12 protein-coding genes and 1 riboswitch are annotated in these 14,570 nt (G+C 60.6%); all 12 genes read left to right on the top strand.

The window, feature by feature from the left end:
• Positions 1-126: 126 nt before the first annotated feature.
• The 12 genes from V2391_RS04340 (at position 127) to V2391_RS04285 (ending at position 14,180) form a co-directional block, all read left to right on the top strand.
• The gene (locus tag V2391_RS04340) at positions 127-1,770 is read left to right on the top strand and encodes an amidohydrolase (protein WP_329738374.1); all 1,644 of its coding nucleotides are present in this window, start codon (positions 127-129) and stop codon (positions 1,768-1,770) included.
• Positions 1,771-2,205: 435 nt separating this feature from the next.
• Positions 2,206-2,499, top strand: coding sequence for a co-chaperone GroES (groES, locus tag V2391_RS04335; protein WP_022094351.1), 294 nt, complete (start codon positions 2,206-2,208; stop codon positions 2,497-2,499).
• Positions 2,500-2,595: 96 nt separating this feature from the next.
• Complete coding sequence (gene groL / locus V2391_RS04330; RefSeq protein WP_006234938.1) at positions 2,596-4,233, top strand: chaperonin GroEL; 1,638 nt, start codon at positions 2,596-2,598, stop codon at positions 4,231-4,233.
• 367 nt (positions 4,234-4,600) lie between these two features.
• A riboswitch (FMN riboswitch) is annotated at positions 4,601-4,793 on the top strand.
• Between the two features lie 5 nt (positions 4,794-4,798).
• The gene (locus tag V2391_RS04325; RefSeq protein ID WP_329738373.1) at positions 4,799-5,389 is read left to right on the top strand and encodes an ECF transporter S component; all 591 of its coding nucleotides are present in this window, start codon (positions 4,799-4,801) and stop codon (positions 5,387-5,389) included.
• Positions 5,386-7,290, top strand: a complete 1,905-nt coding sequence (locus V2391_RS04320; protein WP_329738372.1) for an energy-coupling factor transporter ATPase — start codon at positions 5,386-5,388, stop codon at positions 7,288-7,290. Before V2391_RS04325 ends, V2391_RS04320 begins: the two co-directional genes overlap by 4 nt.
• Entirely contained in the window at positions 7,290-8,090 is an 801-nt protein-coding gene (locus tag V2391_RS04315; protein ID WP_329738371.1) for an energy-coupling factor transporter transmembrane component T family protein, read from the top strand. The genes V2391_RS04320 and V2391_RS04315 overlap by 1 nt, the downstream gene beginning before the upstream one ends.
• 30 nt (positions 8,091-8,120) lie before the next feature.
• Complete coding sequence (locus tag V2391_RS04310; protein WP_329738370.1) at positions 8,121-8,567, top strand: pyridoxamine 5'-phosphate oxidase family protein; 447 nt, start codon at positions 8,121-8,123, stop codon at positions 8,565-8,567.
• Positions 8,568-8,621: 54 nt separating this feature from the next.
• Complete coding sequence (locus V2391_RS04305) at positions 8,622-9,032, top strand: pyridoxamine 5'-phosphate oxidase family protein (RefSeq protein WP_055286773.1); 411 nt, start codon at positions 8,622-8,624, stop codon at positions 9,030-9,032.
• A gap of 258 nt (positions 9,033-9,290) precedes the next feature.
• A complete protein-coding gene (gene argC, locus V2391_RS04300) occupies positions 9,291-10,361 on the top strand; it encodes an N-acetyl-gamma-glutamyl-phosphate reductase (RefSeq protein WP_329738369.1) in 1,071 nt (356 codons plus the stop codon).
• Positions 10,362-10,497: 136 nt separating this feature from the next.
• Complete coding sequence (gene argJ / locus V2391_RS04295) at positions 10,498-11,766, top strand: bifunctional glutamate N-acetyltransferase/amino-acid acetyltransferase ArgJ (RefSeq protein ID WP_329738368.1); 1,269 nt, start codon at positions 10,498-10,500, stop codon at positions 11,764-11,766.
• An 81-nt stretch (positions 11,767-11,847) separates the two neighbouring features.
• Entirely contained in the window at positions 11,848-12,828 is a 981-nt protein-coding gene (argB, locus tag V2391_RS04290; RefSeq protein WP_329738367.1) for an acetylglutamate kinase, read from the top strand.
• A 68-nt stretch (positions 12,829-12,896) separates the two neighbouring features.
• Positions 12,897-14,180, top strand: coding sequence for an aspartate aminotransferase family protein (locus tag V2391_RS04285; RefSeq protein ID WP_329738366.1), 1,284 nt, complete (start codon positions 12,897-12,899; stop codon positions 14,178-14,180).
• Positions 14,181-14,570: the final 390 nt, after the last annotated feature.

The raw sequence follows: 14,570 nt of genomic DNA, 5'->3' as shown, positions 1-14,570 counted from the left end.
GTACAGGCTCTCTCCAGTATGCCACCTGCCGCTAGGGCTGGTAAAGTTGCCGTTTGCCGCTTGGGGTTTTGTTGCAAGGGCAGGGGAGTACACTCGGGGGTGTTGAATTTCCTGCCAGAGATGGGGATGCCCATGCAACATATCGATCGGATCATCCGCTCCAAGAACGTTTTTACCGCCCAAGACGGCATCGATACCGCCCGCGAGTTGGCGATCGCCATCGCAGGCGACCGTATCGTCGCAGTCGGTGCGCCCGATGACGTGATCGCCGCCGCTCCCGCCGCCACGCTGGTTATCGACTACGGCGAGCAGTTTATCTGCCCCGGTTTCCACGACGCGCATCTGCACTTCTTCCACACCTCGGTTGGCTCCTCGCCGTATATGCTCATGGATATGGGCACGTCCGAGGCGGCGCTGGTGCAGCACGCGCTCGAGTTTTCCCAGGACCTGCCCGATGACGCTTGGGTTGTGACGCAGGGTTGGCGCGACTACCGTTGGGACCCGCCCGAGCATCCTACCAAGGCGTCGCTCGATGCGGCATTCCCCGATCGTCCCTGCGTTATGTATTCGGGTGACGGCCACACGCTGTGGCTCAACAGCCGCGCACTCGAGGCACTTGGCGTTACACGCGACAGCGAGCCACCGGCGGGCGGCAGCTACGACAAGGACGCAAACGGCGAGCTCACGGGCATTGCGCACGAAGCGGCTGCCATGCAGCTGTTGCCGCGCTGCCTTGAGTGGCTGGGCGAAGATCGCATCGCAAGCGCTTACGCCGATCAAATGAGGCGCATGGCCGAGCAGGGTATTACCTCGATCTGCGATATGTCGCTCATGCCCATGCCGGGCTGCGATTTTATCCGCGACGATGTCTACGACAAACTGCAGACGGCCGGCAAGCTGGGCATTCGTGCCCATCTGTTCCCCACGCTGCTGGATGACCAGTCGCGTCTAGAAGAGCTGCAGGTACGTTACGCGAACAACGCACTGCTTTCGGCGCCGGGTTTTAAGCAGTTCTTCGACGGCGTGTCGAGCGAACACACGGCATATCTCACCGAGCCCTATACCAATCCGCGCTTCCCGGGCGACCAGGGCCGTCTGACGGTCCCGGCTGAGCGCATGCGCAAGCTGGTTCTGGCGGCCGCGGAGCGAGGCCACACCGTGCGCATCCACGTCATTGGTGACGGTGCGATTCATGCCGCACTGGATATCTTCGAGGAGGCCGCCGACCTGTACGGCCTGCCCCAGCACGGCCATAATACGCTCGAGCATCTGGAGAACCTCCTGCCCGAGGACATCGACCGCCTACGCAAACTCAACGTGGTTGCTTCGAGCCAGCCCTGCCACATTACACTCGACCCGGGTGGACCGGAGCGCGATCTGGGCCTGGAGCGCAGCCGCATCATGTGGCCGTTCGCAACCTATAAGCAGCGCGGCATTCGCCAAGCCTTCGGTACCGACAGTCCTATCACGCCCGTTACCAGCATGAACGTGCTCTACACGGCTATCACGCGCCAGGACCCCAAAAGCCACTGGCCCGAGGGCGGCTGGTTGCCGAGCGAGCGCATCGATGCAGCAACGGCTCTGCGCAACTACACCCTGGGCAGTGCCTATGCAGCGGGCGACGAGCAAAACCTTGGCAGCTTGGAGCCTGGCAAGTACGCCGACCTGGTAGTCCTGGACCAAAACCCGCTCACCATCGACCCCCAAGAGCTCCAGGCCACCAAGGTTCAGGCCACCTACCTGGCAGGTAACTTGATCTACGAGCGCTAGCCCCATACCCCACTCATAAGGGGCACGTTTCAGCAACGTGCCCCTTTCTTATTCGCACCATCTGCATCGCCATTTTGCTGCACCGACTTTTTTGAATACCGGGACCGAATTAGTTAACCTGGCTCCCGTGTGGCTCCGGAGGGGCGGGGCATAAGGTTTATCGCGAGTTCCGCACGAGCCGAAGGCCACTTAATGTGGCCTTCGTGCGAGCAGGACTGCCCGAGCAGGAAACCTTATGCCCCGCCCCTCCGGAGCCACACGGGAGCCACCGCTAAGTTATCCCCCGGCATTCAGAAAATCTAAGTGCCAAAAAATAAGATTTTTTGACTCTGTGTTGTATAACCCGCCATTCGTGGGTACCATTCAACGCGTACGCAAACAAAAAGGGTTAATTCGCGTGGCATAACCACGCGGCCCAAAAAGGAGGAGACAAGCATGTCGTCTTTGAAGCCGCTTGCAGATCGTGTTCTGGTCAAGCCCGACGAGGCCGAGCAGAAGACCGCTTCTGGTCTGTATATCGCCAGCAACGCTCAGGAGAAGCCGCAGCGCGGCACCATCGTTGCCGTGGGCGCCGGCAAGGTCAACGACAAGGGTGAGCGCATCCCCATGGACGTCAAGGTTGGCGACGTTGTCATCTACGGTAAGTTCGGTGGCAACGAGGTCAAGGTCGACGGCGAGAAGTATCTGCTGATGCGCGCCGACGACATCTACGCCGTCGTCGAGGCCTAGTCTCACCAGGCTCTCTGATTCGTCTTTGAACGCGGTCGCCGCATAGGACTCGGAAGCGGCGACGCGAGTCACATTTCTTTTGGAGGATTACTCACCATGGCAAAGAACATTACGTTCAACACCGATGCCCGCGCTAAGCTCGCCAAGGGCGTCAACACTCTGGCCGACGCCGTTACCGTCACCATGGGTCCCAAGGGCCGCTACGTCGCCCTGCAGCGCACGTTCGGCGCTCCGACCATCACCAACGACGGCGTTTCCGTCGCCAAGGAGATCGAGCTCGAGGACAACATCGAGAACATGGGTGCCCAGCTGGTGAAGGAGGTCGCCACCAAGACCAACGACACCGTGGGTGACGGCACCACCACCGCAACCCTGCTCGCCCAGGCCATCGTCAACGACGGCCTGCGCAACGTCGCCGCTGGCGCCAACCCGCTGGCCATCCGTCGCGGCATCGACAAGGCCGTCAACGCCGCCGTCGCCGAGATGAAGAAGCAGGCCAAGCCGGTCGAGACCAAGGAGCAGATTGCTTCCGTCGGTACCATCTCCGCCGGTGACCCCGAGGTCGGCGAGAAGATCGCTGAGGCCATGGAGGTCGTGGGCAAGGACGGCGTCATCACCGTCGAGGATTCCCAGACGTTCGATATCACCATCGACACCGTCGAGGGCATGCAGTTCGACAAGGGCTACGTCTCCGCTTACTTCGTCACGGACAACGACCGCATGGAGGCCGTGATGAAGGATCCGTACATCCTCATCACCGACCAGAAGATCTCCAGCGTCCAGGACATCATGCCTGTTCTCGAGGCTGTCCAGCGCGCTGGCCGTGGCCTGCTCATCATCGCTGAGGACATCGACGGCGAGGCCCTGCCTACCCTCGTCCTCAACAAGATCCGTGGCGCCCTCAACGTCTGCGCCGTCAAGGCTCCGGGCTACGGCGACCGCCGCAAGCGCATCCTCGAGGACATCGCTGTCCTCACCGGTGGTCAGGCTGCTCTGGACGAGCTGGGCGTGAAGGTCGCTGACATCACCGCCGATATGCTCGGTACCGCCAAGTCCGTCACCATCTCCAAGGACAACACCGTCGTCGTCGGCGGCGCTGGCTCCAAGGAGGCCATCGACGCCCGCATCGCTCAGATCAAGGGCGAGATGGAGAACACCACCTCTGACTTCGATCGTGAGAAGCTCCAGGAGCGCCTGGCCAAGCTCTCCGGTGGCGTTGCCGTTATCAAGGTCGGCGCTGCTACCGAGTCCGAGCTCAAGGAGATCAAGCATCGCGTCGAGGACGCCCTGCAGGCTACCCGTGCTGCTGTCGAGGAGGGCATTGTCGCCGGTGGCGGTGTCGCCTTCATGGATGCTGCTCCTGCGCTCGATGCTGTCGAGATCGACGACCCCGAGGAGAAGATTGGCGTCGATATCGTCAAGAAGGCTCTGACCGCTCCGGTCGCTACCATCGCCAAGAACGCTGGCTTTGAGGGCGCTGTCGTGGTCGACAAGGTTGCCGAGCTGCCCGCCGGCCAGGGTCTCAACTCTGCTAACGGTGAGTGGGGCGACATGATTGAGATGGGTGTCCTCGACCCCGTCAAGGTCAGCCGCGTCACCCTGCAGAACGCTGCTTCCGTCGCCAGCCTGATTCTCATCACCGAGGCCACCGTCTCCGATGTGCCCAAGAACACTCAGCTTGAGGACGCTATCGCTGCTGCCACCGCTGGTCAGCAGGGCGGCGGTATGTACTAAGGCCGACAAGGTCTAGAACTCCCACCGGGAATCCGGGGGCGTGACGGGGTTTCTCTCCGGAACGTCCTCGGACATGCAAAGAGGCTCCGCATCGCGCTTCGCGCTGCGGAGCCTCTTTGCGTCCTGCGGAATGTTCCGGAGAGAAACCCCGTCACGCCCCCGGATCCCCTGCGTTTACGGCCTTGAGGTCGGCGTGGGCGGAGAATGTGGTTGATGGGGATACGTGTCCCTTTCGCTGTTTCGCGCTTTGCGCGAAAGGCGCGCTACTTTGGAGCGAACGGAGAACGTGGTTGTTGCGGCAACTGATCCCCACCATAAATTACCCTTGGCATACTTGCGCGAAAGCCTGCCCGTGCTACACTTGCAATTGCTGTTTCAGGGCGGGGTGAAATTCCCCACTGGCGGTAAATCGGGCGGTGCCAAAGGGGTACCGTGGCGCAGGAAACGTGCCTGCGGCCGAGCCGATGAGTCCGCGACCCGTGTGTGCGTTGGTTCGCATGCCGGCTGAACTGGTGAGATTCCAGTACCAACGGTTAGAGTCCGGATGAAAGAGGCAGGTGATCTTATGTCTGAACAGTCGCAGCATATCCATTTTGAGAACACGAATAGGTGGAGCACCAAACAGCTCGTTACCATGGCGTTGATGTGCGCCTTGGGAGCACTGTTTATGTATGTGCAGCTGCCCATCCTCCCCTCGGCGCCGTTTTTGACGTACGATCCGTCGCTGGTGCCGGCGATGGTGTGTGGATTTGCGTATGGCCCTGGTGCCGGCACCGCTGTTGCCGCTATGGCGATCGTTATCCATGCGCTTACCACGGGCGATTGGGTCGGTGCGCTTATGAACTTGGTTGCCACGCTGGGCTATATTCTGCCTGCGGCTATCGTCTACCAGAAGATGCATACCTATAAGGGTGCCGTGATTGGCCTGGCGCTCGGCGTCATTGCCGCTACGGTGCTGTCTATGGTCGCAAACCTGACCATCGGCGTTTGGTTCTGGTATGGCTCGGCCGATGTGATTTTGCCACTCATGCTTCCTGCTGTTCTGCCGTTCAACCTTATCAAGACCGTGCTTAACTCGGTATTGACGCTTGCAGTGTACAAGGCGGTCTCTAATCTCATCACGCCCAAGAAGGACCAGGTCAAAGGTCGCGCATGATTGAGTGTCGGGGCGTTTCCTTTAGCTATGACGGTGTTGCACCGGCGCTCGATGGCATCGATCTGAACATCGAGGAGGGGGAGTTTTTCTGCATCCTCGGTGGCAATGGGTCGGGCAAGTCGACGTTTGCCAAGCATCTGAATGCACTGTTGCAGCCCGATGCGGGCACGGTGCGTATCAACGGCATGGATGCGTCCGACCCCGAGCTGGTCTACGACATTCGTTCGACCGCGGGCATGGTATTCCAGAATCCCGATGATCAGCTGGTGGCAACGCTTGTCGAAGATGACGTTGCGTTTGGTCCCGAAAACCTTGGCGTGCCATCGGCGCAAATTGCGCAGCGCGTACGCGAGGCGCTGAAGGGCGTGGGCCTGGTGGGCTTTGAGCACCACGAGACCCACACGCTTTCGGGCGGCCAAAAGCAGCGCGTGGCGCTTGCCGGCGTGCTCGCCATGGAACCGCGCGTGCTCATATTGGACGAGGCTTCCTCGATGCTCGATCCGCGTGGGCGTCAGGGCCTCATGAAGGCTTGCCGCGCGTTGCACGATCGCGGCATGACCGTCGTGATGATTACGCACTTTATGGAAGAGGCCGCCGAGGCCGATCGTGTCGCGGTGTTTCGGGCGGGGCGCGTTGCCATGCTCGGTACGCCCGAGGAAATCTTGACGCGGGCAGACGAACTTGCGCAGCTCAACCTGGATATGCCGGCGTCGTGCTGTCTGGGCAGGTCGCTTCGTGCGAAGGGCGTGCCCGTTTGCGCGCAGGTGCGCGAGGCAGATATGGTCTCCGAGATTGCACAGGCTTATACCGAGCGGAGCGGGTTGGACATCGCAGAGCAGCCTTCCGCATCCGATTCTCATGTGCTTGACAATGGATCCTCTGCGGCCGACGGGATGGGCGCGTCGGAGCCCGTCATCGAGATTTCGCATCTCTCGCATAGTTACTCGCTGAGCGCCCGCGAGCGCCGTCGATGGCACAAGCGCTCGACCACTGCGGACGCATCGAGCAAACAGGCCCTTTGGGGCAACGATCCAAACAGCCCCTGGGCGCTTCGTGATGTTACGCTGACGGTGCGTCGCGGTGAGTTTCTGGGACTGGCGGGTCATACCGGCTCGGGTAAATCGACGCTGGTTCAGCATCTCAACGGGTTGATTCGTCCGCAGGAGGGAAGCGTTTGCGCGCTGGGGCTCGACCTATCAAACAAGAAAGACGCCGCCGCGGTTAAGGCCAAGGTCGGCATGGTGTTTCAGTATCCCGAGCGCCAGCTATTTGCCGAGACCGTGGCGCAGGACGTGGCGTTTGGCCCGCGTAACCTTGGCCTGCCGCAAGACGAGGTCGCACGCCGTGTCGCATCATCGCTCGCACGCGTGGGCTTCGACGTTGCCGCGATAGGCGACAAGAGCCCCTTTGAGCTTTCGGGCGGCCAGCAGCGGCGTGTGGCGTTTGCTGGCGTGCTTGCTATAGAGCCCGAGGTCCTAGTACTCGATGAGCCCATGGCAGGGCTCGATCCGGCTGCGCGCAGGGATTTCCTAGGGCTCATCGATCGACTCCATCGCGAGGGCCTGACCGTTGTCATGGTTTCGCACAGCATGGATGACCTGGCAAATTGTTGTGACCGTATCGTTGTAATGAACGAGGGCGCGGTGTTTGCCGAGGGAACGCCCTCGCAGGTTTTTGCGCACGCGAACGAGCTCAAGTCGATTGGCCTGGGCGTTCCTGCCGCCCAGCGTATGGCGCTGGCGCTCGCACAGGCCGGCGTGCCGCTCCGCTGCGACAGGCTTTATACGGTTGAGTTGTTAGCCGATGAGCTGGCCGGCTTGCTACCGGGCTGCGCGGACGGGCCTTTGAGGGTTCCGTCTCAGACCGGTTCCAAGATAGCCACGCGAGAGGAGGGCTGCTAATGGAGGCGTTCTCATTTGGCAGCTACTATCCCGGGGATAGCGCGGTGCATCGTCTGGATCCGCGCACTAAGCTGCTCCTAGGTTTCGCATTTCTGATCACTGTGCTCACCGTCGGAAGCTTCCGCGGGCTGGTGCCGGTTGCAATGTTTGTCGTGCTGGTCTATGTCGCAGCCCGGGTGCCGTTGCGCCGGGTCCTATCATCGATGGCACCACTGCTGGCGATTGTCGTGGTGGTCGCGGTACTCAACCTGTTTTCCGACCAGAGCGGCCGCACCCTGTGGCAGCTTGGCTTTTTGCAGGTGAGCGAGGGCTCGCTGCGTTCTGCGGCGTTTATGGCGTGCCGTCTGACCCTGATGATGGCCGGCATGAGCGCCATTACACTCACCACACCGACGCTCGACCTCACCGCGGGTTTTGAGCGCCTGCTCGCACCATTTGCACGCGTGGGGCTTCCGGCGCACGAGCTCGGCATGATTATGGGTATCGCGCTGCGGTTTATGCCGCAATTTGCAACCGAGATGAAACAGACGACCGATGCACAGGCAAGCCGCGGCGCGCGCGTGACGGGCGGTCCGCTCGGCGGTGTGCGCATGCTCGGCAGTGTGGCGATTCCGCTGTTCACCGGCGTGTTCCGTCATGCCGAGACGCTTTCGGCCGCCATGGATGCGCGCTGTTATCACGGCGAGCAGGGACGCACGCGTCTGCATGCGCTTACGTTTGGCCGCGGGGATGCACTGGCCGCGGTGGCGATGGCGCTGCTGGTGACATGCGTTGTCGTTATCAATCTTCAGCTCGTCTAAGCTCGATTCGAGCGCAAGAAAGGGGTCTCTATGACCGACATCGATCGCACGGCTCAGCTCGAACGCGTCTGCACGTATCTCAGACGCATTCCGGCGTGGTATCTTGCCACGACCGATGCGAGCGACGGGCATCAGCCCCGCGTGAGGCCGTTTTCGTTTGCCATGGTTGATGACGGCAAACTGTGGTTTTGCACGTCGCGCGACAAGGACGTGTGGGCGGAGTTGAGCGCGAATCCCAAGTTTGAGGTATCGGGCTGGAAGCCGGGGGAGTGCTGGATCGTGTTAACCGGTGAGGCCGCGCTCGAGGACGATGCATTCGTGAGCGACAAGGTGCGCCAGGCGGGCTTTAAGCACATGGTGGGCATTGGCGAGCAACACGATAGTGCCAACGACGGCCGCCTTGCGTTCTTCTCGGTCCGCAACATCGCCGCGCGGTTCTGCGATATCGACGGCAGCGAAGAGCTCCTCGAGCTCTAATTTCCCAAATTAACTACCCATTCCAAAAAGACTGGTCAGGCGGCAGGAGGAAACGTGGACGGATTGAATACGGTGCTGGAGTATCTGACGTCGGTGCCGGCGTGGTATCTGGCGACGAGCGTGGACGGGCAGCCGCATGTGCGTCCGTTCTCGTTTGCACAGATTCAGGACGGCAAGCTGTGGTTTGTGACGGCGCGCACCAAAGATGTGTGGCAGGAGCTGCTGCAAAACCAGCGCTTTGAGGCCACGAGTTGGTGGCCGGGCCACGGTTGGTTGATCCTGCGCGGGCGTGCGGGGCTGGAAGACCGGGCTTCGAGCGAAATGCGCGAGGCCGGATGGAAACATCTTGAGCGCTTGAGCGAGCACTATGAGGGGCCTAACGACCCCACGCTTGTTTTCTTTAGCGTCGAGGATCCCGAGGCTTTTATCTGCAATCACGACGAATGGGTGCCGGTCGAGCTCTAACCAGCTGGCTCATCCCAACAACTTGGTTTTTCGCATGGGCGGGCCCCGTATTGCCTGACGCCGTTAGGAGCGCCGGGCAATACGGGACCTGCTCTATTTGTCAATTCCTTCAAGCGAATATGTCGGGAATGTTTCAATGCATGAACATGCAAGCTATTTACGTATTCATGCATCTTTCGGTGCTAAAGTTTCAAGCCACTTCATAACGACCGCTGCGAAATGCGCATCGGTGCATAAATCGCAGACAAGGAGTCTGATATGTCTTTGAAGGTTGGAATCGTCGGCGCGGCTGGATATGCCGGAGCCGAACTCATTCGCCTCGTGCTCGGCCATCCCGAGTTTGAACTTGTTGCCATTACGTCCAACGCCGATGCCGGCCAGCCGCTGTCCGCGGTGTATCCGAGCTTTGCTGGCGTGAGCGACCTGGTTTTCACCACGCATGACGCCCCCGAGCTCAAGAGCTGCGATGCGGTCTTTCTTGCCGTGCCGCACACGGCTGCCATGGCACAGGTGCCTGCACTGCTTGCCGCAGGCGTTTCCTGCTTTGATCTTTCGGCCGATTACCGTCTGAGCGACGCGTCCGTCTTTGAGGCATGGTATGCCGCCGAGCACACGAGCCCCGAGTTGCTCAAGACCCGCGCTTTCGGCCTGCCCGAGCTGTTCTGCCAGGACTTAGAGACCGCTGCTTCCAGCCATGCCGCTGGCAGGCCCGTGTTGGTCGCCTGCGCCGGCTGCTATCCCACCGCAACGAGCCTTGCGGCCGCTCCTGCCGTGCGTGCGGGCTGGGTGGCCGAGAACGGCCCCGTAATCGTCGATGCCATTAGTGGCGTGACGGGTGCTGGTAAGTCCTGCAACGCCCGCACCCATTTTTGTAGCGCTGACGAGAACCTGGAGGCCTATGGCGTGGGCAAGCATCGCCATACGCCCGAAATCGAGCAAATTCTGGGCCTGACCGACCGCGTCGTCTTTACTCCGCACCTGGCACCGCTCAAGCGCGGCCTGCTCTCTACGGTGACGCTGCCGCTCGCGCCGCAGGCTCTCGACACGCTGACTCTTGAGGATGTCGTCGACCATTACAAGAAGTTTTACGCCGGTCGTACTTTTGTGCGCGTGCTCGATGCCGGTCAGCAGCCCAAGACGGCTTCGGTTGTCGGTACCAATGCCGCCCAGATCGGCCTTGCGCTCAACAAGCGTGCGGGCGTGCTGGTGGCGACGGGCGCTATCGACAATTTGTGCAAGGGTGCCGCGGGCCAGGCGGTCCAGTGCGCCAACATCGTCTTTGGTTTTGACGAGCGACGAGGCTTGCCCACAGTGGCGTGCCCGGTGTAGCACATTCGATTGTTAACGATTTGGTAGTCGGGTATCGAGTTGGGCGCCACTTTTAAGCTGGTCTACTAATTGCGACCGGTATGGCGTGCCAGCCGATGCCCGCTATTTTTATTTGATATAAGGAGTCGTAGGGACGATGAATACCGACCTGATTGCTATCAAGATTCGCGCCGTCGAGGGTGGCGTTACGGCAGCGGCCGGCTTTAAGGCCGCAGGCATCCATGCGGGATTCCGGAAGAATCCCGAGCGCTTGGACTATGCACTCGTCGTGCCCGATAAGCCCTGTCCCGGCGCTGGCGTGTTTACGACCAACCGCTTTTGCGCGGCGCCCGTGCAGGTGAGTCGTGCCAACCTGGGCGGTGCGGACAAGGGCTATGGCATTATCGCCGGTGTTTCAATCAACTCCGGCAACGCGAACGCTGCCACGGGCGAGACCGGCCTTGCCTGCGCGCGCGAGACCTGCAACATCGCGTCGCAGGTCATCGGCTGTGAACCCCAGCAGATCCTAGTTGCATCTACGGGCGTGATTGGACAGATTCTGCCGATCGACACGTTTGAGACGGCCGTTCCGTCCGCCTACGAGGCGCTCTCTGCCCATGGCGGTGCCGATGCGGCCCGTGCCATCATGACGACCGATACGCACTCCAAGGAGTATGCCGTTCGCTATCGCAGTGAGGCCGCGGGCCATGCGGGCAACGCCTATACGGTGGGCGGCATGTGCAAGGGCTCGGGCATGATCATGCCCAATATGGCCACCATGATCGCGGTCATTACTACCGATGCCCCCGTCGAGCCGGCGGCGCTCCACACCCTACTGCTCTCGACCGTTAAGCAGACCTTTAATAAGGTGACGGTCGATTCCGATACCTCGACCAACGACACCTGCATTATGCTTGCTTCTGGCGCTGCAGCCGCAGATGCCGAGGCCATCGTCGAGGGCACTGACTCCTTTGACGAGTTGGCCTTTGCCGTGCACGAGGTGTGCGAGAGTCTGGCGCGCAACATCGCGGCCGATGGCGAGGGTGCTTCAAAGCTCGTGACGGTTAACATTACCGGCGCCGCCAACGACGAGGAAGCCGATATCGCCGCCCGTGCCGTCGCCAACTCGCCGCTCGTCAAGACCTGCATCGCCGGCCACGACTGCAACTGGGGCCGCGTTGCCATGGCGCTTGGCAAGTGCGGCGTGAAGTTTAATCAGGAAGACGTTTCCATCGACATGATGGGCATGCCCGTCTGCCGCGACGGTCTGACCGTTCCCTTTGACGAGGATGAGGCCCTGCGACGTTTTGAGGCGCCCGAGATCATAATCTCGGCCGACCTGGGCGCAGGCGACGCGGCAACGACCGTGTGGACCTGCGACCTCACGCACGAGTACATCTCCATTAACGGCGACTACCGTTCCTAGATTCCAGGCACGCTGCGCATCTTGCCGCAATTGCGTACAGCGGAGCACGGCGCGATAACGATACGAAAGACGAGGCAGATTATGAAATTCGCACGTGATTGTCGTTCGAGCGAATCCAACGAAGCAACCGCGCAGCTGCTGTTCGAAGCGCTGCCGTGGATTAAAAACCTGACCGGCAAGACGGTCGTTATCAAATATGGCGGAGCAGCCATGGTTGACGAGCAGCTGCGCCGCGACGTGATGAGCGACATCGTTTTGCTCAAGATTATCGGCATGCGCCCCGTCATCGTGCATGGCGGCGGCAAGGCTATTAACGAGGCGCTGAGCCATTACGATATTCCCGTCGAATTTAAGAACGGCCAGCGCGTGACCACGCCGGCGACTATGGATATTGTGCGCGAGGTACTGGGCGGCAAGGTTAACCAGGAGCTGGTCGCCGCCATCAACCGCCACGGCAACCTGGCCGTAGGCGTGTCGGGCAGCGATGCCGGCACGCTCATCGCCGAGCCGCTCGACCCCGAGCTCGGTCGCGTGGGCAAAGTGACGCACGTCAACATCGACTATATCGAGCGCTTGCTCGATAGCGAGTACATTCCCGTTATCGCTACCGTCGCGGCGGGGGAGGACGGCGGATTCTTCAACATCAACGCCGATACCGCCGCCGGCGCCGTTGCGGCGGCGCTCCATGCGCATAAGGCGATCTTTTTGACCGACGTCGACGGCCTGTACAAGGACTTTAGCGACAAGGACTCACTCATCTCTAACCTAACGCTCGACGAGGTTAACGAGATGCTCTACGGTGGCGAGGTCGATAAGGGCATGATTCCCAAGCTGCGTGCCGCCGTCGATGCGCTTGCCGGTGGCGTATTTCGCGCCCACATCATTAACGGCACCACGCCGCATTCGCTGCTGCTTGAGCTGCTGACCGATGCCGGCGTCGGCACCGTGATCCATTCCACCGAGACGGCTTACGAGTTCGATACGCACCCGCACCCGCTTTCGACCTTTGCGGCGCGCCTGACCGAGAACCTCGACGAGGTCGAGAAGCTTCAAACGGTCTAGCCGGCTCGAAATTGCTACGCCATTACGCCCGCAGTCCGCGCTGCCTGGCGCTTAACGAAAGGTATCTCATGTCACTTGCAGCACAACAATCGCTCGAATCCTACTACGTCATGCACACCTTTGGTCGCTCGCCGGTCGAGTTTGTCGAAGGCCGCGGCATGAAGCTCACCGGCGACGATGGCCGCGAATACCTCGATTTTCTTGCCGGCATCGGCGTGTGCAGCCTGGGCCACGGCAACCCGGCAGTGTTTTCGGCGCTCGAGGCTCAGACCAAAAAGCTTCTGCATGTGTCTAACTACTTCTACATCGAGCAGCGTGGCCAGGTCGCGGCGCTGTTGTCCAAACTCGCTAACGATGATACGGACGGTGCATGCGTGCTTGCCGACGCGATTGCCGCTGGCGACGAGACCACGGCGGCGGCACTTGGCGCTCCGGCTGCGGGCGAGCAGGTGTGGGAGACGTTCTTTGCCAATTCCGGTGCCGAGGCCAACGAGGGCTCGATGAAGCTCGCGCGTCTGTACGCCAAGCGTGCCGGCAACGGAGGCAACACCATCGTGTGCATGCGCGGCGGCTTTCACGGTCGTACGCTCGAGACCATTGCCGCGACCATGCAGGATTGGCTGCAGGACAGTTTCCGCCCGCTGCCGGGTGGCTTTGTGGCCTGCACGCCCAACGATGTAGATGAACTGCGCGCAATCTTTAAGCAGTTGGGCAGTGAGATTTGCGCCGTGATGCTCGAGCCGATTCAGGGCGAGAGCGGCGTGCATCCCATGACCGAGGAGTTTATGGCCGCGGCGCGCGACTTGGCGCACGAGGTGGGTGCCGTCCTTATCGCCGACGAGGTCCAGTGTGGTATCTTCCGCACGGGTAAGCCGTTTGCGTTCCAGACCTATGGCGTGGAGCCCGACATCATGAGCCTTGCCAAGGGTATCGCCGACGGCGTGCCCATGGGTGCCGTGGTGGCAAAGAAGGAAATCGCCGACGTCTTTAAGCCCGGCGATCATGGTTCGACTTTCGGTGGTAGCTGCTTGGCCGTTGCGGCGTGTGCCGCGACGCTCTCCGTGCTTGTGCGCGGCGATTATGCCGAGCATGCTGCCAAGGTGGGTGCCTATATGGAGCAGGCGCTGGCTAAGATTCCGCATGTGGTAGAGGTGCGTGGTCGCGGCCTGATGCTCGGCTGCGATCTGGACGATGCCGCGGGTGATGCACACGACGTTGTGGCCCGTGCATTGGGGGCTGGTGCCGTGATCAACGCTACGGGCGCTCATACGCTGCGCTTCCTTCCGCCGCTCGTGTGCGAAGAGGCCAACGTGGACAGCCTGATCGAGATTCTGTCGGACGTTTTGGCCTAGCGAGAGTAAAACATAGCCAGTTTGAACGGGTTCCAGATTGTCAGTGCGTCATTTGATGCATCATTGGACGGTCTGGAACCCTTTTTGTCATAAATCTGCAAAGGCCAGGAGAGCCTCTGGCCAAAAAATGCCAAATATGAGTACTGTCACCAGTTGAATCTCATATCAAACCGACTGGCCAGGATTAGTTAGACCACACATGTTCAGTTATGTTAGTGGAAAACTAGTAGCGAAGGCTTCAAATTGCTGATTCAAGGCTTGATTTACCCAGCCATATCCAATAATCGCTGCTACAAAATTAGTAACAGTACTCATTTTTGCCATTTTTGGCCACGGCCTCTGTGACAGACGTGCTGACGGGTTCGAATCCCATGCGCTGGGCACAAAAAA

Origin of the sequence: Collinsella sp. CM84Y_54 (assembly GCF_036317945.1) — a bacterium.
Taxonomy (GTDB): Bacteria; Actinomycetota; Coriobacteriia; order Coriobacteriales; family Coriobacteriaceae; genus Collinsella.
This window is presented reverse-complemented; position numbering and strand designations above follow the sequence as displayed.